The 17,529-nt window shown below is 62.4% G+C and carries 18 protein-coding genes; 8 read left to right on the forward strand and 10 right to left on the reverse strand.

The annotated features are described in order from the left end of the window. Nucleotides 1-38 precede the first annotated feature (38 nt). Nucleotides 39-1,382: a phosphoglucosamine mutase gene (gene glmM, locus R0J92_RS00965; protein ID WP_411050412.1), complete on the forward strand. Its 1,344-nt coding sequence runs from the start codon at nucleotides 39-41 to the stop codon at nucleotides 1,380-1,382. Nucleotides 1,383-1,600: 218 nt separating this feature from the next. On the opposite strand, the gene R0J92_RS00970 is transcribed toward glmM, so the two are convergent. Continuing rightward, nucleotides 1,601-2,521, reverse strand: coding sequence for a DMT family transporter (locus R0J92_RS00970; RefSeq protein WP_411050413.1), 921 nt, complete (start codon nucleotides 2,519-2,521; stop codon nucleotides 1,601-1,603). Between the two features lie 188 nt (nucleotides 2,522-2,709). Further along, nucleotides 2,710-3,732 carry a ketol-acid reductoisomerase gene (gene ilvC / locus R0J92_RS00975; RefSeq protein ID WP_317384114.1) on the reverse strand — a complete coding sequence of 341 codons (1,023 nt, stop codon included), beginning with the start codon at nucleotides 3,730-3,732 and terminating at the stop codon, nucleotides 2,710-2,712. Between the two features lie 135 nt (nucleotides 3,733-3,867). Here ilvC and R0J92_RS00980 point away from each other — a divergent pair, with 135 nt between their 5' ends. From R0J92_RS00980 to R0J92_RS00990, 3 genes are all read left to right on the forward strand, one after another. Continuing rightward, nucleotides 3,868-4,323 carry an Lrp/AsnC family transcriptional regulator gene (locus tag R0J92_RS00980; protein ID WP_411050414.1) on the forward strand — a complete coding sequence of 152 codons (456 nt, stop codon included), beginning with the start codon at nucleotides 3,868-3,870 and terminating at the stop codon, nucleotides 4,321-4,323. After that, nucleotides 4,320-4,778, forward strand: a complete 459-nt coding sequence (locus tag R0J92_RS00985) for an Lrp/AsnC family transcriptional regulator (RefSeq protein ID WP_411050415.1) — start codon at nucleotides 4,320-4,322, stop codon at nucleotides 4,776-4,778. The genes R0J92_RS00980 and R0J92_RS00985 overlap by 4 nt, the downstream gene beginning before the upstream one ends. 131 nt (nucleotides 4,779-4,909) lie before the next feature. Continuing rightward, entirely contained in the window at nucleotides 4,910-6,034 is a 1,125-nt protein-coding gene (locus R0J92_RS00990) for an aminotransferase class V-fold PLP-dependent enzyme (RefSeq protein WP_411050416.1), read from the forward strand. 72 nt (nucleotides 6,035-6,106) lie between these two features. Here R0J92_RS00990 and R0J92_RS00995 read toward each other — a convergent pair whose 3' ends face one another. The 3 genes from R0J92_RS00995 to R0J92_RS01005 form a co-directional block, all read right to left on the reverse strand. Then, a complete protein-coding gene (locus tag R0J92_RS00995; protein WP_411050417.1) occupies nucleotides 6,107-7,303 on the reverse strand; it encodes a UbiH/UbiF family hydroxylase in 1,197 nt (398 codons plus the stop codon). A gap of 84 nt (nucleotides 7,304-7,387) precedes the next feature. Next, nucleotides 7,388-7,636 (reverse strand): hypothetical protein, encoded by a 249-nt coding sequence (locus R0J92_RS01000; RefSeq protein ID WP_106162116.1) that lies wholly within the window; start codon nucleotides 7,634-7,636, stop codon nucleotides 7,388-7,390. A gap of 83 nt (nucleotides 7,637-7,719) precedes the next feature. Then, complete coding sequence (locus tag R0J92_RS01005) at nucleotides 7,720-8,364, reverse strand: pyrimidine 5'-nucleotidase (protein WP_106162117.1); 645 nt, start codon at nucleotides 8,362-8,364, stop codon at nucleotides 7,720-7,722. Between the two features lie 123 nt (nucleotides 8,365-8,487). Here R0J92_RS01005 and R0J92_RS01010 point away from each other — a divergent pair, with 123 nt between their 5' ends. Beyond that, nucleotides 8,488-9,138, forward strand: a complete 651-nt coding sequence (locus R0J92_RS01010) for a GntR family transcriptional regulator (RefSeq protein WP_106162327.1) — start codon at nucleotides 8,488-8,490, stop codon at nucleotides 9,136-9,138. Here the strand turns inward: R0J92_RS01010 and R0J92_RS01015 are convergent. Both R0J92_RS01015 and carA read right to left on the reverse strand, forming a co-directional pair. Next, a complete protein-coding gene (locus R0J92_RS01015) occupies nucleotides 9,135-10,928 on the reverse strand; it encodes a glycosyltransferase family 2 protein (RefSeq protein ID WP_411050418.1) in 1,794 nt (597 codons plus the stop codon). The genes R0J92_RS01010 and R0J92_RS01015 overlap by 4 nt on opposite strands. Nucleotides 10,929-11,054: 126 nt before the next feature. Further along, nucleotides 11,055-12,215: a glutamine-hydrolyzing carbamoyl-phosphate synthase small subunit gene (gene carA, locus R0J92_RS01020; RefSeq protein ID WP_411050419.1), complete on the reverse strand. Its 1,161-nt coding sequence runs from the start codon at nucleotides 12,213-12,215 to the stop codon at nucleotides 11,055-11,057. A gap of 186 nt (nucleotides 12,216-12,401) precedes the next feature. Between carA and R0J92_RS01025 the strand changes: the two genes are divergently transcribed. Beyond that, the gene (locus R0J92_RS01025; protein ID WP_106162120.1) at nucleotides 12,402-12,875 is read left to right on the forward strand and encodes a GatB/YqeY domain-containing protein; all 474 of its coding nucleotides are present in this window, start codon (nucleotides 12,402-12,404) and stop codon (nucleotides 12,873-12,875) included. 66 nt (nucleotides 12,876-12,941) lie between these two features. On the opposite strand, the gene R0J92_RS01030 is transcribed toward R0J92_RS01025, so the two are convergent. Then, on the reverse strand, nucleotides 12,942-13,466 hold the full coding sequence (locus tag R0J92_RS01030; protein WP_106162121.1) for a DUF2244 domain-containing protein: 525 nt from the start codon (nucleotides 13,464-13,466) through the stop codon (nucleotides 12,942-12,944). A gap of 164 nt (nucleotides 13,467-13,630) precedes the next feature. Next, nucleotides 13,631-15,289: a cytochrome c oxidase subunit 1 gene (locus R0J92_RS01035; RefSeq protein ID WP_106162122.1), complete on the reverse strand. Its 1,659-nt coding sequence runs from the start codon at nucleotides 15,287-15,289 to the stop codon at nucleotides 13,631-13,633. Between the two features lie 290 nt (nucleotides 15,290-15,579). Between R0J92_RS01035 and R0J92_RS01040 the strand changes: the two genes are divergently transcribed. After that, on the forward strand, nucleotides 15,580-15,996 hold the full coding sequence (locus R0J92_RS01040) for an HIT family protein (protein ID WP_411050420.1): 417 nt from the start codon (nucleotides 15,580-15,582) through the stop codon (nucleotides 15,994-15,996). 53 nt (nucleotides 15,997-16,049) lie between these two features. Here the strand turns inward: R0J92_RS01040 and R0J92_RS01045 are convergent, their stop codons facing one another. Beyond that, entirely contained in the window at nucleotides 16,050-16,847 is a 798-nt protein-coding gene (locus R0J92_RS01045; protein WP_411050421.1) for a LytTR family DNA-binding domain-containing protein, read from the reverse strand. Between the two features lie 183 nt (nucleotides 16,848-17,030). Here R0J92_RS01045 and R0J92_RS01050 point away from each other — a divergent pair, with 183 nt between their 5' ends. Further along, on the forward strand, nucleotides 17,031-17,522 hold the full coding sequence (locus R0J92_RS01050; RefSeq protein ID WP_411050422.1) for a DUF2306 domain-containing protein: 492 nt from the start codon (nucleotides 17,031-17,033) through the stop codon (nucleotides 17,520-17,522). The last annotated feature ends 7 nt before the right edge of the window (nucleotides 17,523-17,529 follow it).

Here is a 17,529-nt window from a genome sequence, read left to right on the forward strand (position 1 = left end):
TCTAGCCCGGCAGCGCACCGGGTATAGGAGCGGCAGAAATGCGCAAACTCTTTGGAACCGACGGCGTGCGGGGCCAGGCCAACCTGCACCCCATGACCGCGGACATGGCGCTGCGTATTGGCGCAGCGGTGGGTCGGTATTTCCGTCGTGAGACCGAAACGGTGCATCGTGTGGTGATCGGCAAGGATACTCGATTGTCAGGCTATATGTTCGAGAATGCGTTGACGGCGGGGCTGACCTCCACCGGGATGAACGTGCTGCTGCTCGGTCCCGTGCCGACACCGGCGGTCGGTTTGATGACGCGTTCAATGCGCGCGGACCTTGGCGTGATGATCTCCGCCAGCCACAACCCGGCAGAAGACAATGGCATCAAGTTCTTCGGTCCCGATGGCTACAAGCTTTCAGATGAAGTGGAACTTGAGCTGGAGGCGCTGATTGAGAGCGGGGTCGAACTTGCCCAAGCCCATAACATCGGCCGCGCCAAGCGGATTGATGATGCGCGGTTTCGCTATGGCGAACGAATCAAGAGCTCTTTGCCACGCGACATGCGTCTCGACGGTCTGCGTGTCGTGATCGATTGCGCCAATGGCGCGGCGCACCGGACGGCGCCGGAAATCCTGTGGGAGCTGGGTGCGGATGTGATCCCGGTCGGCGTCTCTCCCGACGGCAAGAATATCAACCGCGGTTGTGGTTCGACACAGCCTGGCGTTGCTGCAGAAACCGTTGTGGCGCATGGAGCGCATGTGGGGATTTGCCTGGACGGGGATGCGGATCGGGTGATCCTCATCGATGAGACCGGGACCGTGGCGGATGGCGATCAGCTGATGGCGCTGTTGGCCTCGGCTTGGGCGGAGGACGGACGTCTGACGGGCGGGGCGCTGGTTGCGACGGTGATGTCGAACCTCGGCCTGGAGCGGTTCCTGCAGGATCGCGGTATTGGCCTTGAACGCACAGGCGTCGGGGACCGCTATGTGGTCGAGCGCATGCGGCAGGGTGGTTTCAACCTCGGCGGCGAGCAGTCCGGCCACATCGTGATGAGCGACTATGCCACCACCGGGGATGGTTTGATGGCGGGGTTGCATTTCCTCGCCGAGATGGTGCGGAGTGGTCAGAAGGCGTCCGAACTGGCGCGTCAGTTTGAGCCAGTGCCGCAGTTGCTGAAGAATGTGCGGTTCGAGGCCGGACAAGTTCCTTTGGAAGCCGGGTCTGTTCAGGATGCGATCGCCCGGGCGGAAGGACAGCTGAACGGGCAGGGGCGCTTGCTGATCCGCAAGTCCGGGACCGAACCGCTGATCCGGGTGATGGCAGAGAGCGAAGACCCCGAGTTGTTGAACCGGACCGTCAGCGATGTGGTTTCTGCGGTAGAAGCGGCAACGGCTTGATCCGTTTCTGTTTCCGCCCGGTTTGCCCGGGCGGACCCGCGCGCCGGACCATAGGCCCGGCGCGTGGTAGGGGCGCTGCCCCCTCGGGCGGACGCCCTCACCCCCGAGATATTTGTGAAAAGATGAAGCGCAGGCGGAGGCGCCGTGCGTCAGCGCGGGGCTGTGCCAAACTGGATTGCCTGCATATGTGATTCAGACAAGATCGGCGAGCGCTTCGGCTATTGCTGTGCCGCGGCGGGACGGGCCAGACCGAACAGCCTCTTGAGGGCGCCGAATTGGCTGAGCGCCACACCGGCGAGGATCAGCGCCAGCGCCCAGATCAGCGTTCCGGGCAGCGGTTCGCCGAGGATCAGCGCGCCAAAAAACACCGCGCAGACCGGCACCAGGTAGTTGGTGAGGCTCATGAAGGTCGGGCCGGCGCCGCGGATCAACAGCACACGCAGCAGGTTTGCCCCCGCCGTCGGGATCAGTCCGAGGATCGCGAGCCACATCCAAGTCTCCTGCGAGATCGCGGGCGGCGGGCCCTCGACAAGCCAGGCCGCAGGGATGATCCCCACCGCGCCAATCAGCAGCAGCACCGCCGCCAGTCCCACAGGGTCCACCTCCGGCAGGCGGCGCACGGAGATTGAGGAAACCGAGTAGCAGGCCGCCGCCCCGAGGCAGGCCAGACGCCCGGCCCATTCCAGATCGGTGCCGATGCTCTCGAAGGCCTGGCCGCCGATCAGCAGCGCCACGCCGAAAAAGCCGATCACCACTCCGATGAGGCGACGCAGGGTCAGCGGCTCGGAGGCGAAAAAATGCGCCAGCGGCAGCACCATCAGCGGGATTGCCGACATGCTGACCCCGGCAAAGCCTGAGGTCACATGCTGCAGCCCCCAGCTGATCAGAATGAAGGGCAGGGTGGAGCTGAGGATGCCGACCATCACCACCACGGGCCAGTTGCTTGCGCCGGTAAACAGGCGAAAGCCGCGCAGTCCCCAGACCGCCGTTAACAGAACCGCCGCAAAGCCGATGCGCCCGGCGGCAAGCCAGAATGGGGTGATGCCCTGCAGCGCCAGTTCCACCACCATGAAGGTGGCGCCCCAGGTCAGGCCGAGGGCTGCGACCATGGCCCAGTAACGGGGTGCAATTTCGGGCATGACAGCTTCCTTCTGATCGGTAATGGCGCGTGCTGAAGCAGGCGCTGACAGTTGCGCTCCGGCGGGGCTGGCGCGATCCGTTCGCTGCGGATGTGATACAATTGGCCGGACAGCAATAAGGCGCCCCGGTGGTCCGGAGCGCCTTTCCAAGGTCCGGGCTGCGGCCGTGACAGCCGCAGGCGGGAAGCTTAGTTCTTGGACTTGTCGACCATCTTGCCCGCAGAGATCCAGGGCATCATTTCACGCAGCTTGGCGCCGGTGGCCTCGATCGCATGCTCGTCATTGGCACGGCGGGATGCCTTGATGGTCGGCTGACCCACGGCGTTCTCCAGCATGAAGTCGCGCACGAACTTGCCCTGCTGGATGTCGGCGAGGACTTCCTTCATGCGGGCTTTGGTCTCGTCGTACTTCAGGATGCGCGGGCCGGTGACGTACTGGCCGTATTCTGCAGTGTTGGAGATCGAGTAATCCATGTTGGCGATGCCGCCTTCATAGATCAGGTCCACGATCAGCTTCACTTCGTGCAGGCACTCGAAGTAGGCCATTTCCGGCGCGTAGCCGGCTTCCACCAGAGTCTCAAAGCCGCAGCGGATCAGCTCGACCAGACCGCCGCAGAGAACGGCTTGCTCGCCGAACAGGTCGGTTTCGCATTCTTCGCGGAAGTTGGTTTCGATGATGCCCGAGCGACCACCACCGATGGCGGAGCAATAGGACAGTGCGGTTTCCAGCGCGGAGCCGGAGGCGTCGTTGTGAACCGCCACGAGGCAGGGCACGCCGCCGCCTTTGGTGTATTCGCCGCGCACGGTGTGACCGGGGCCTTTGGGCGCCATCATGATGACGTCGACGCCTTCTTTCGGCTCGATCAGGCCGAAGTGCACGTTCAGACCGTGGGCAAATGCGATCGCCGCGCCGGGTTTGATGTTGTCGTGCACGTATTTCTTGTAGGTCTCGGCCTGCAGCTCGTCGGGCATGGTGAACATGATCACGTCACACCAGGCCGCGGCTTCGGCGATGCCCATCACGGTCAGGCCTTCGCCTTCGGCTTTCTTGGCGGAGGCGGAGCCTTCGCGCAGGGCCACGACGAGGTTCTTGGCACCGGAATCGCGCAGGTTCAGCGCATGGGCGTGACCTTGCGAGCCATAGCCCAGGATCGCCACTTTCTTTTCCTTGATGAGGTTCACGTCGCAGTCGCGATCATAATACACACGCATCGGATCTATCCTTCGTCGAGTTTCTGTCTGACTGCGATCATAGGTGGCGCAATGATAGATGCGAGGCAGCTATGCGCATGAAGTGAAGAAATTTCGCGATAGATATTCGCGTAGATAGAGAATAATGTAGTTTTCATGCTTGATGATCTCGACCGACGCATATTGCGCAACCTTCAGGGCGACCCCGGCCAATCGCTGCCGGATCTTGCCGACCGTCTCGGGCTCACGGCCTCACGCCTGTCGCGGCGGCTGGAGAAGCTGCGCGACGGGGGCGTGCTGAAAGGGACCCGGGCCGTGATCGACTGGGCGGCTCTTGGGTATGCGGTGGAGGTCTCGTTGCGGGTGACGCTGGACAAGACCAACCCACGCGCCTTTGACGAATTCATCCCGGCGGCGCGTGAGATCCCGGAGGTGCTGGAGATCCAGACGTTCCTCGGTCAGGTCGATGTGCGCCTGAGTGTGATCGCACGGGACATGCCGCATTATCAGGCGATCTATCGCGACCGCATCCTGCAGCTGCCCAATATCGCCGATATCGAGGCCTTGATGCATGTGGCGAAGATCAAGACCAGCATGGGGCTGCCTCTATGAACGCGCTGGATCAGATCGATCTCGCGCTGCTCCGGGCGCTGTCGCAGGACGCAGCCCAGACAGCCGGAGCGCTGGGGCGCGCGCTTGGCCTTAGCCAGCCGGCCACATGGCGGCGGATAAAGCGGCTGGAGGCGGCGGGCATTCTGTCGCATCGGGTGCTGGATCTGGACACCGAAAAGCTGGGCTTTGGCGTCACCGTCTTCCTTGGTATCAAGCTGGCCACCAAGGGGCGCGTCAGCCTGGATGATTTCGAACGCGCGGTCTCTGCCATCCCCGAGGTGCAGACGGTGGAACATGTGCTCGGCCTATATGACTATCGCCTAAGGGTGGTGGCGCGTGACATCGCGGATTTTGAACGGGTGCTGCGCCGTCGGATCATGACGCTACCGGGCGTGGGCAACGTGGATGCCAATGTGCTCCTGTCCGAGGAACGGCGTCCCGGCCCGCTGGACTAGCATCTTTCGGCTTTTGCATCAGATCCTGTAGCAACGCGGTGCTTGAGCCTGCGCGGCGGCTCTGCCATGACAATGGGCAACCGGCTGCGGTCTTGCCGTATGCAGCCTCAGACTCAGTAAGGAGATTTTGCATGGCCCTCTTGGATACGGTCGACCCCGATGGTCTTGATGAGTTTTCCGTGGTCTTCACCGACCGGTCGCTGAACCACATGTCAAAGGAATTCCAACAGGTCATGCTGGATATCAACGGCATGCTGAAGGACGTCTACAAGGCCGAGGCCACCGCCTTGATCCCCGGTGGCGGCACCTATGCCATGGAGGCGGTGGCCCGCCAGTTCGCCCGCGATCAGGACGCATTGGTGGTCAGGAACGGCTGGTTTTCCTACCGCTGGAGCCAGATCTTCGAGACCGGCGGGCTGACCAGTTCCGCCACCGTGATGAAAGCGCGCCAGACCGGAAACGGCGCGCAATCGCCCTTCGCACCCGCCCCCATCGAGGACGTCACCGCCGCGATCCGCGAACAGAAACCGTCGGTTGTCTTTGCGCCGCATGTGGAAACCGCCGCAGGCGTGATCTTGCCCGACGCCTATGTGACGGCCATGGCCGAGGCCGCCCATGAGGTCGGCGCGCTGATGGTGCTTGATTGCATCGCCTCCGGCTGCGCCTGGGTCGACATGAAAGTCACCGGCGTCGATGTGCTGATCTCCGCACCGCAAAAGGGCTGGAGCGCGGCGCCCTCCGCCGGTCTGGTGATGCTCTCCAAACGGGCGCTGGCGCGATTGGAGGAGACCACCTCCGACAGCTTTGCCATCGACCTGAAGAAATGGCGCGCCATCATGCAGGCCTATGAGGACGGCGGTCACGCCTATCATGCCACCATGCCGACCGACGCCCTGCGCGCCTTCCGCGATACCATGGTGGAGACCCGCGACTATGGCTTCAACCGCCTGCGCGAGGCGCAATGGCGGCTTGGCAATGGCGTGCGCGAGATGCTGGAGAAGAAAGGCGTGACCTCGGTCGCCGCCGAGGGGTTCGGCGCACCCGGCGTGGTGGTCAGCTACACCGATGATCCGCAGATCCAGAATGGCAAGACGTTCGCGGCTCAGGGCATGCAGATCGCGGCCGGGGTGCCGCTGGCGGTGGACGAGCCCGAAGGCTTCATGACCTTCCGGCTTGGTCTCTTTGGTCTCGACAAGCTCTATGACGTGCACGGCACACTGTCGCGGCTCAAAACCGTGCTTGATCAGGTACTCTGAGACCTTTCATCTTTTCAGAAATACCTCCGCCGGAGGCACGGGCTTGTCCATCAGGGCAAGCCCGTTTCTACGTCAGCGCACGCCAAGCCCCATCTGCATCAGCATTTTGCGCACCTGCGGCAGGGAATAAAGCGCATTGAGCCCACCGGCCCGCAAATCCCGCAGGGGCCGTGCCTCGATCATCGAGGCACGGTTGAGCAGATCAATGCCGCTGACCCGCAGCTTGATGTCGCCATGGCGGGCCTTGTCATAGGCATCAAGCATCGCCTGATCGCCCAGCCCCTCGGGACGGGCTTCGGCGAGATCGACAAGCGTGCGCAGATCGGTGAGCGACATGTTCAACCCCTGCGCCCCGATCGGCGGCACCACATGCGCGGCTTCGGCCATCAGCGCGATGCGTTCGCCGACCAGCCGCTCCGCCCGCTGGCTGATGATCGGCCAGAGCGTGCGGCGCGAGGCCAGTTTCAACTGCCCCAATACACCACAGGATCGGGTGTTCATCTCGATTTCAAAAGCCGTCTTATCCAATGCGGCGAAACGGTCGGCATTGGCGCTGGTCTCCATCCAGACGATGGCCGAGGACGGGCGTCCGTCGCGATCCGGCAGCGGAACCAGCGTGAAGGGGCCGCCGGTGCGGTGGATTTCGGTGGAGACATTCTGATGTGGCAGATCATGACTGACGGCAAAGGCCAGCGCCTTTTGCCCGTAGCGGGTGGTGTGCACGTTGATCCCGGCCGCCTCCCGCATCGGCGAGGCGCGACCGTCGCAGGCCAGCACCAGCTTGCAGCTCACGCGGTTGCCATCGCTCAGCGTGACACGGGCCTCGTTGGTGCGCGTGAACAGGGCGCTTGTGCCGACGCCGGGGCGGAAATCCGCATTGGCCAGCTCACCGATGCGGCCGAGCATTTCGCGCCGCAGCAGCCAGTTGGGCAGGTTCCAGCCAAAGGGCAGGTCGGAGATCTCTGCAGCGTTGAATTCACGCACCACGCGCGGCTCCGGTGCCTCGCCGCCTGCGTCAATGATGCGCATGATCTGCAAGGGCGCGGCATGGGGCGCAAGCCGGGACCAGAGCCCGGCGTCGTCCAGCAGCGATTTTGCCGGTTGCAGAAAGGCGGTGGTGCGCAGGTCGGCGCCTGCGTCCTCGCGCGCGGTCACCGGCGCCGTCGGATCAACGCAGATCACCGAAAAGCCCCGCGCGGCAAAGGTGGCCGCCGCGGTCAATCCGGCGATACCGCCGCCGGAAATCAGGATGTCACATGTCTCGCTCATCGCCACGGCCCCGCGCTGTTCCATTGACAGGAGACATAGGGCGCGGGGTGGGCGGATGACAAGCGGCTCTGTGCCGCAGGGGGCTTAGCCGCGCGAGATCAGGATCAGGATCACAAACATGATCGGCACCAAGGCGACCGCAGGCAGGTAAAGACCGGGCAGGCCAAACAGCATCACCAGGATGCCCCATAGGCTGAAGAAGGTGGCAAGCGCATAGTAGATGTTGCCCTCGTCGCCATAGCTCACCTCTTTCCAGATCCGGCCAAGGACCGGCAGTCGAAAGACAATGCGCTCAAATGTGGTGAGTTTGGGCGGTAGGGTATAGGCGGTCATGTCAGGCTCCGTCATGCGTATTACCCCCATGATATAGGAGCGATAACATGCGTCTGACATGCGCATTTGGTCGCTGCGACAGGCTACCGCAGGTGGCCGAGGAACGCGGTCAGATCCATCGTGTGGTGATGGATGTGCTCACCCGCAAAGACCTCGGGGGCCACGTGGACGGTTCGCATGCCCATGGCGTGCGGTGCGCTGAGGTTGCGCGGATCGTCCTCGAACATGGCAGCCTTGCTGGTGTCCACTCCGGCCTGCGCAAACACCCGTTCAAAGGCGCTGCGTTCCGGTTTGGGACGATAGCCCGCGTGTTCGACGCCATAGATGCCATCAAACAACCCCGACAATCCGCGCGCCGCCAGAACCCGTTCTGCATAGGGGGCTGAGCCGTTGGTATAGACGATCTTGCGTCCGGGCAGAGCGGTGATGTGATCAGCCAGCACCTGATCCGGTTCCAGATGGTCGAGCGAGATGTCGTGCACCGCCACCAGGAACGGGTCCGGATCGATGTCATGATCCGCCATCAGCCCCGCCAGCGTGGTGCCGTGGTTGCGCCAGTAATCGCCGCGCATTTTGTCAGCAGCGCCGTGATCGACCCCGAGTGTCTCCATCACATAGGCGATCATCTTCGCCTCGATCTGATCGAACAGCCGGGCAGAGGGGTGATAGAGCGTGTTGTCGAGATCGAACACCCAGTGTTCAACGTGAGAGAAAGACTGTTTGACCATGGCCCGAGACCTAGGGCGCTGTACGCAAATTTGCAATGGTGGAAAGGGCTTTGGCCGCCGCAGGCTTGATCGGCGGCGGGTGGGGGCGTAGACAGTTGCGATGCGAGGGAGGTCATGATCGCAATGAACCAGACGAAGAGCAGCACGCAGAAAGATGCCTACGGGCTGATCCTGGACGCGATCGACGTGGGGGTGTTCAAGCCCGGTGATCGTCTGGTGGAAAGCGATCTGGCGGAGCGTTTCGGGGTCTCGCGCACCCCGATCCGTGAGGCGCTGCAGCGGCTGGAAACCCAGAGCCTGCTGGAGCGCGACGGGCGGTCGCTGATCGTGGCCTCGCTGGATCACAACCAGATGGCAGAGCTGTATGTGGTGCGGCGGGAACTGGAGGGGCTGGCGGCGGCGCTGGCTGCGCGCCATGCCACCGACGAGGAAGTCCAAGTGCTGAGCGACATGGTCGCGGCGGACGATGCCCTTGTTGATCAGCCGGTGGAGTTGTCCAAGGCCAACCGGCGCTTTCATCAGCAAATTCACCTGGCCTCCCACAACCGCTATCTGGTGCAGCAGCTGGATCTGGTGCATCGCTCCATGGCGTTGATGGCAACCACGTCGCTGGCTGCCGAGGGACGTGGACGTATCGCGCAGACCGAGCACAAGGCAATCGTCGCGGCGATCAAGAACCGCGATGAGGCTGCCGCGAGCCAAGCGCTGAAGGATCATATCTCCGTGGCTTTCACCACCCGGCTGAAACAGGATGCGGGCAAGCGGGGCGGCTAGCCCTGACTTGTTCCGCCATGGTCGCCATGAGCGGTCTTGTCCCAGAAAAACGGCGCGGCGAAGACCTCCCACAGCGCCTTGTAGGCGGCGAAACACCCCATTGCGAAGTAGAACGGCATGGCGACGGCCCAAAGCGCAAGCAGCGGCCGGCCCGACGCGCGTGCGCCACAGATCCAGACGCAGATATTGAGCGCTTCGAACAGAATCAGGCTGGAGGCCACCGCGATCAGAAAACCCGGCGCCAGCACCGTTTCGGCGGGATGCGGCAGGCCAAGGGCCACCAGCCAAAAGCTCCACAGCACAGGGGCCAGCAGAAATTGCCCCAGCGTGCCGAGGAAAAACGCCTGAAATCCCAGGAAACGCGCCCAGCCCAGTTGGGATAGCAGCAAGCGCGGGGATCGCATGTGAACCAGGTAGGTCATCATGAACCCTTTCAGCCAGCGGGAGCGTTGCTTGATCCAAGGCACCACGCGGCTGTTGGCCTCTTCAAAGGTCGTGGTAGGGAGCATTTCGGTCCGGTATCCGGCGCGGGCCAGTCGCACCCCGAGGTCCGCATCTTCGGTCACATTATGGGCGTCCCAGGCGCCGAGCTGTTCCAGCGCGGCGCGTCGGATGAACACTGTTGTCCCGCCCAGAGGCACCACCAGCTGCAGCCCCGCGATGCCCTGTAGGAGCACCCGGAACCAGCCCGCATATTCCAGCGTGAAGCAGCGTGAGATCCAGTTCCGGCTTGTGTTGTAAAAATCGAGCACGCCTTGCAGGCAAACAACATCTGGTGCGGCCTGTTCAAAGGCGCTGGCGACCACATCGAGCTGGTTCGGTTCTGGCGCATCCTCCGCATCCCAGACGCCGATGATATCCCCGCGACAGAAGTTGAGCGCGTAGTTCATCGCCCGCGGCTTGGTGGTGAGAGATCCATCTCCGGGGACTTCCACCACGCGGAACCAGTCGGGCAGGTCGGCACATTTCACCGCCTGTTGTGTCACCGCGTCCCCGTCTTCCAGCACCAGAACAACCTCCATCCGGTTGCGTGGATAGGTGAGGCGACAAAGACGGCGCAGCAGATGTCGGCCGATTTCGGCCTCACGATAAAGCGGCACCATGACGGAGATCATCGGTATTGAGTGGAGGCTGGTATTTGGTCCGGCGCCTGCAGACTGGCGCAGAGCTGCCCACATCCCTGTCAGGCGCAGCCCAGTGAACAGGAGAAGTGTCAGCATCGCCAGCGCGGCAACACCGGCGAACATCAGCCCCGGCGCAACAAGCGCGCAGAGCAGGAGCAGTGCTACGACGCCGACGGCGGGTGCCTTGGCCCGCTCTGCATCAAAGCTGCGACAGCTGTGGCGGGCGGGGACGCCAGTCGAGGCTGTCTGCGTCATTTGCCTGCGAAAATATGCAGTCAGGCTGGCCTCGATCCCCGCAGCAGGGGCGGGAACCGGGATGATGTCGTCGAAATGCTCCGACAGCTCATCGCGCAGGATGGCGACGTTACCGGGGTCGGCCATCAGTATCATCACGGTGCGGCCCAACGTGTCGAGTGGAACGACCCGGTGCCGCAGCCAGAAGCTGGCCGGTCGCAAGGCGAGCACACCCACATGCGGTTCATGCGATGCGGCAAGGCGAGTCGGCCTCGCGCGGATCTCTTCCAGCCGTGCCAGATTGTTCAGGTGATCGCGGTGAATATTGCCAAGGTCCGGATCACGACGCAGGGGCCATCCCGACGTGCGGCGGGACGGGCGGCGAAACAGAACACGGCTGTGCCTGTGCAAGTCCTGTTGATCCTTGCCCATCGTCTACGGCTAGCAGGGCAGGGCGGTTGGACAAAGTAAATCGCGCGTAATCAACCGTAAACACAAAGAAAAACACCCGACAGAGAGGCTCTGCCGGGTGGTGCATGTCGTCTCATGCTGTACTGGTCAGGCCTTGCGCGCGGCCATCGCCTCTGCGAATCGTTCGAACAGATAGAAGCTGTCCTGCGGGCCCGGGCTTGCCTCGGGGTGGTGCTGCACGGAATAGACCGGGCGGTCCTTCATGCGGATGCCGCAGTTGGAGCCATCAAACAGCGAGATATGAGTTTCTTCCACGCCGTCGGGCAGGGACTGCGCATCCACCGCAAACCCGTGGTTCATCGAGGTGATTTCAACCTTGCCAGTGCCGCTTTCCTTGACCGGATGGTTGGCGCCGTGATGCCCATGGTTCATCTTGATGGTCTTGGCGCCAAGTGCCAGCGCCAGCATCTGGTGGCCGAGGCAGATGCCAAACACAGGCAGGTCGGTCTGGTCGAGGATATCCTTGATCATCGGCACAGCGTAGCTGCCGGTGGCGGCCGGATCACCGGGGCCGTTGGACAGGAACACGCCATCGGGCTGATGCGCCAGCACCTCTTCCGAGGTGGCGGTGGCGGGCAATACGGTGACGTCACAGCCAGCAGAGGCCAGACAGCGCAGGATGTTGCGCTTGGCGCCATAGTCAATGGCGACGACCTTGTGCTTCGGGGCTTCCTGCCGGGTATAGCCGTCCGGCCAGGCCCACCGCATCTCGTCCCAGCGGTAGGATTGCGCGCAGGTCACGTCCTTGGCGAGGTCCATACCCTCAAGGCCCGGCCAGCCGCGCGCTTGCGCCACTAGCGCCTCGACATCAAAGATGCCGTCTGGATTGTGCTCCAGTGCCACATGCGGCGCGCCTTGCTGGCGGATCGCGCGGGTCAGGCGGCGGGTGTCGATGCCGCCGATTGCGATGCGCCCGGTGCGGGTGAGCCAGGATTTCAGCTCCTCGGTGGTGCGCCAGTTCGACGCCAGCGTCGGGTCCCATTTCACCACCATGCCGGCGGCCACCGGATCTGCGGTCTCGTCGTCTTCGGGCGTGACGCCGGTGTTGCCGATATGGGGGAAGGTGAAGGTGACGATCTGGCCAGCGTAGGAGGGATCAGTCATGATCTCCTGATAGCCGGTCATGGCGGTGTTGAAACACAGTTCGGCCACGCATCGTCCAGTGGCGCCGAACCCGTGTCCGTAGAACACGGTGCCATCTGCAAGGGCCAGGCAGGCGGTTGGCTTCGGCGAAACGGTATCGACCATGACTCGACTCTCCATGCGGGCAAAATTCGCGCATGAATATGACCCGCGTGGGCCGGGGTCAAGCACTGAACGGGGCAACGGACAATTGGTTTTGCCGACGGATCACGCCACGGAGGCGGCGCTTGAATGTGGTGTTGTCTTTGATTAATACTGTGCCTTCTTGTTCCACATGGACGAAGAGAGCACATGGATACGCGTACCCGGGTCAACGAGGCCCTCAAGCAGGCAATGAAGGACAAGGCGTCGGATCGTCTCTGTACCCTTCGTCTGATCAATGCCGCCATCAAGGACCGCGAGATCGCGGCCCGAGGTGACGGTGAAGAGGGTGGGATCAGCGATGACGAAGTCCTGGCCATCCTCGGCAAGATGACCAAGCAACGGAACGAGAGCGTGCGTGCCTACGAAGAGGGTGGGCGTCTGGACCTGGCAGAGCGCGAGATGGGCGAGATTGCCATCATCGAGGAGTTTCTGCCCAAGCAGTTGTCCGAAGGTGAGATCTCCACCGCAGTCAAGGCTGCCGTGAACGAGACCGGTGCCGATTCCATTCGCGACATGGGCAAGGTGATGGGCGTGTTGAAGTCCAAATATACCGGCCAGATGGATTTTGGTAAGGTAGGTCCGATGGTTAAGGATCAGCTCTGTACAGCTGGCGGTTGCTGAACCGACGCTGACGGGCCGGTCCTGCGGCGCGGATACTGCTGAGAGATTTAGACCCCCGGTGCTCTGTCAGAGGCCGGGGTTTTCTTTTGGCGCTGTTTGCGTGGATGTCGTCTGGCGCAGCACTCGGCTCAGATCATCATACAGCGCCTTGCGCTCGGCTTCTGACAGGAACGCACCGATCTCCACTTCGCGCCCGGCACCGCGCAGGGTGACGTAGTTTGGAACGGGACCCTTGTCGGCATGCAGCTCCACCTGTGTCCAGTGGCGGTTGCAGCGCCATGATTGCTCCTGCCCGCGTCCGTCGCGACGAGTCAGCTCCGCCTCCTGTGGGCCGAGGTGCAGGATCTCCAACACCTGCGCATTGCGTCGATTCTGATCGAGTGCGTATTTCATGCCAAACAGGGCGAGCAGCAGAAATGGAATCAACCCCCAGAAGACCGCCGAGCCCATCAGCGGCAGCAGCGGGACCGTGATCAATGCAGCGGTGACCCCGATAAAGCGAACGTAGCCTTCGGGGTTGAGCGACTGATGTGGCCAGAGGTGCAGCTCGCCATCCTCGTCGCTGGGCGGTTGGATCCAGTTGTATGGCATGGGGCCATATTATCCCGACGCCCCGCCAAGTCGAGAGCGGACTGTGCACAATCCCGAGACACCGCCTAATTCGCGGATCCGTCCACGTCACCCGCACCTTGGATACAGAAAACGCCCCGAAGCCTGGGCTCCGGGGCGTTTTCTTTTCTCAGATCAAGCGTCGCTTAGTGCGAGTGGCTTTTGTCCCAGTCTTCCTGCTTGGGCAGGATCTCGAAGGTGTGCTCCGGCGGTGGGCAGGGCAGGGTCCATTCGAGTGTGTCGGCGTATTCATTCCAGTAGTTGTTCTGGGTGATACGTGCGCCGCGCAGCAGCGAGTAGATCACCACACCGAAGAACAGGATGAAGGACGCAAAGGACAGGAACGCGCCGTAGGACGAGATCTTGTTCCAGTAGGCAAAGCCTTCGGGGTAGTCGATGTAGCGACGCGGCATGCCCTGACGACCCAGGAAGTGTTGGGGGAAGAAGGTCAGGTTCGCGCCGATGAAGAACATCCAGAAGTGAATCTGTGCGCCCAGCTCATTGTACTGACGGCCGGTCATCTTGCCGAAGTAGAAGTAGATGCCCGAGAAGATCGCAAACACGGCGCCCAGCGACATCACGTAGTGGAAGTGTGCCACCACGTAGTAAGTGTCGTGATAGGCGCGGTCCACGGCAGCCTGAGACAGAACCACACCGGTCACACCACCAACGGTGAACAGGAAGAGGAAGCCGAAGGCAAACATCATGGGCGCTTCAAAGGAGATCGAGCCGCCCCACATGGTTGCGATCCAGGAGAACACCTTCACGCCGGTTGGCACCGCAATGACCATCGTGGCCAGCATGAAGTAGGCCTGCTGGTTGAGGCTCATGCCGACGGTGTACATGTGGTGCGCCCAGACGACGAAGCCCAGAACACCGATCGCGATGATCGCCCAGACCATCGGCAGGTAGCCGAACACCGGCTTGCGCGCGAAGGTGGCGATCACGTGGGAGATGATGCCGAAGCCCGGCAGGATCACGATGTACACTTCCGGGTGGCCGAAGAACCACAGGATGTGCTGGTACAGGATCGGGTCACCACCGCCTGCGGGATCAAAGAAGGTGAACCCGAAGTTGCGGTCCATCAGGAGCATGGTGATGGCGCCGGCCAGAACCGGCAGCGACAGAAGGATCAGCCAGGAGGTGACGAAGATCGACCAGGAGAACAGCGGCACCTTGAACAGGGTCATGCCCGGGGCACGCATGTTCAGGAAGGTTGTGATCATGTTGATCGCGCCGAGGATCGAGGAAGCACCGGAGACGTGCACGGCGAAGATCGCCAGATCCATCGAGAAGCCGCCTTCCTTCACCGAAAGCGGCGGGTAGAGCACCCAGCCCACACCGGAGCCGAGCTGGTTGTTACCACCCGGTGCAAAGACGGAGGAGACCGCCAGTGCGGTACCAGCAACATACATCCAGAAGGACAGGTTGTTCATCCGCGGGAACGCCATGTCCGGCGCACCGATCTGCAACGGCATGAAGTAGTTGCCAAACCCGCCGAACAGCGCCGGGATGACCACAAAGAACATCATCAAGATACCGTGGCCGGTGATCAGCACGTTCCAGAGATGGCCGTTCGGGGTACAGGGGTCGGAGGCAAAGCCTTCCAGACACATGTACTGAACACCGGGATCCATAAGTTCCAGTCGCATGTAGACGGTGAATGCGACGGAAATGAAGCCGGTGAGCGCCGAAACGATCAGGTAAAGGATACCAATATCCTTGTGGTTCGTGCTCATGAACCAGCGGGTAAAGAAACTCCGCTCGTCCTCGTGGCCGTGACCTTGAATGGCTGCGTCTGCCATTTGGGTGCCTCCTGTTAATACCTCTCAGTGACCGCACGGGGATTCCCAGCGGTCCTGATCTCGATTTGTTTTTAGAGCGGCATGCCGTGCCCTTCAATGGCCGAGTTTGATCTGGATCAAGATTAATTGTCGCGCCCCCTTGCGTTTTTTGCGCGTCTCACGGGGTTTGGTGACAAGGCGACAGGCAAGCGATCCGGACGCAGACATGTGGCGCGGCCCAGGTGGCTTGACCACGGCATGGTTGCCTGCAACACCTCTGGAACCTGCCCGGCATACGGAGATTGCCCAATATGAGCGCTTATGATCCAGAAAATATCTTTGCGAAAATTCTGCGCGGTGAGATTCCGTCGACCCAAGTCTATGAGGACGACGAGACCCTCGCGTTCATGGATATCATGCCACGTGTTGATGGGCATTTGCTGGTGATCCCGAAAACCCCTTGCCGCAATGTGCTCGATGCCAGCCCCGCGCAGCTGGAGGCAGTGATCCGCACGGTTCAGAAGCTGGCGCAGGCCAGCAAGCTGGCCTTTGAGGCCGATGGGGTGACGATCCAGCAATTCAATGAGGCCGCTGGCGGGCAGGAGGTCTTTCACCTGCATTTCCACGTGCTGCCCCGCCATGAGAGTGTTGCGCCCCGCGCCCCCGGTCAGATGGGCGACATGGAGGCGATTGCCGCACATGCGGAGAAGATCCGGGCGGCGCTCTGAACGATCTGTCTCAACCCGGGGACCGCACCCTCACGGCTCTGCGCGGCAGGGGATCAGGACAAGAGCCCACGCTTGCGCAGGTCCGGCAGATAACGGCGTGAGACCGGAAGGTCGCGCCCGTCTGCTGTGGTCAGCCGGGCCGCCGATCCGCTGCGTTCGGCCTTGACCACCGCATTTTCGGCCACCCAATGTGATCGGTGAACCTGCAATCCGGCGCCGGCCTCCTGCATCGCATCGCTGAAGCGCATCAAGAGCATTTCGGTGCCGGATGTGGTGGTCACCTCTACGTAATGATCCTGAACTGTCATCGACAGCAGTGTTCCGCGCTTGTCAAAGGGCAGGCGGGCGAGCAGGGCTGGCCCTTCCACGGTGCTGTCCTTCGGTGTCGACCCTTCGCTGCCCGTGTCGCCTGTCCCAACTGACGGAGACAGCCATGACGCGGCGAGGTTCACGATGATCGAAATCGCCAGCGCGTTCACAGTGAGCGATACCGTGTAGGCGGGCCTGAAGGGGGAGAGGCCGAAGCTGAGCCAATTCAAGGCGAGAACCTCCACACTAACACAGATGCCGATCACGCCGCCCACACCGGCAATGCCGAGCCATCGGTGGTGCGGCAGGCGATCCGCGCCCGGGTTGAGCAGGCTTGCGATCAGCGTTCCCGTCATCAGCGTCACCTGCACCACAACCGTCCAGTAGATCAGGCGCGGCAATAGGCTGATATCGTCATGGGTGCCAAATGGGGCGGCGAACCCGAGCACAAGACCGGTGGCGGTGGCGCCGACCCATATGCTGCGATTGGTCAGGACCGCGTGCAGTTCACGCTTCGCGAGTTGCCAGGGGCTGTTTTCCACGAAGTTCGGGCTCCGTCTGCGAATGCAATATGGCCCATCGCTATCTTGCGCGGGCAGGGAGGGGGTGGGCCTGTCTGGCAGGTCCATCGTCTTGGACCCTATTGGCCGCTGCGCGGTCAGAAAACAGGAAAGCTGCGCGTTTTGGCAAGTATTTCTCTCTTTTCCGATGCCCCTCCCGTCCTGATGATCCACGTCACCGCGGCGCTGAGCGCGCTGGCGCTGACGCCGATGGTGCTCTGGCGCCAACGCCGGGGGCGTCTGCACAAGGTCTGCGGCTACTTTTGGGTCACGTTCATGGCTGTGACGGCGCTGTCGGCCTTTGGGATTTCCAATATTTCCGGCACCGGCTGGTTCAGCCCCCTGCACGCGTTGGCGGTGCTGACGCTCTGGTCGCTTTGGCATGCGATCCGCGCGATCCGGCGGGGCGATGTCGAGGCGCATCGCAGGGCGCTGCGCAATCTGGCGACCGGTGGTCTCGGCGTGCCGATGGTGTTGATTTTCCTGCCGGGGCGGCGATTTTCCAATACCTTCTTCGCCGACACGCCCTGGCTTGGGCTGATGTTGGCGGGGGCCGTGTTCGCCGCAATCGCCATGTGGCGGTTCAGCCGCTCAGGCCAGCAGTCAGGCCAGCGCGCGGACCAGCGATCAGACCGGGGGCAGGCGACGACCCGGTAGCACAGGC

The organism is Tritonibacter sp. SIMBA_163, from assembly GCF_046535935.1.
Classification (GTDB): Bacteria; Pseudomonadota; Alphaproteobacteria; order Rhodobacterales; family Rhodobacteraceae; genus Epibacterium; species Epibacterium scottomollicae.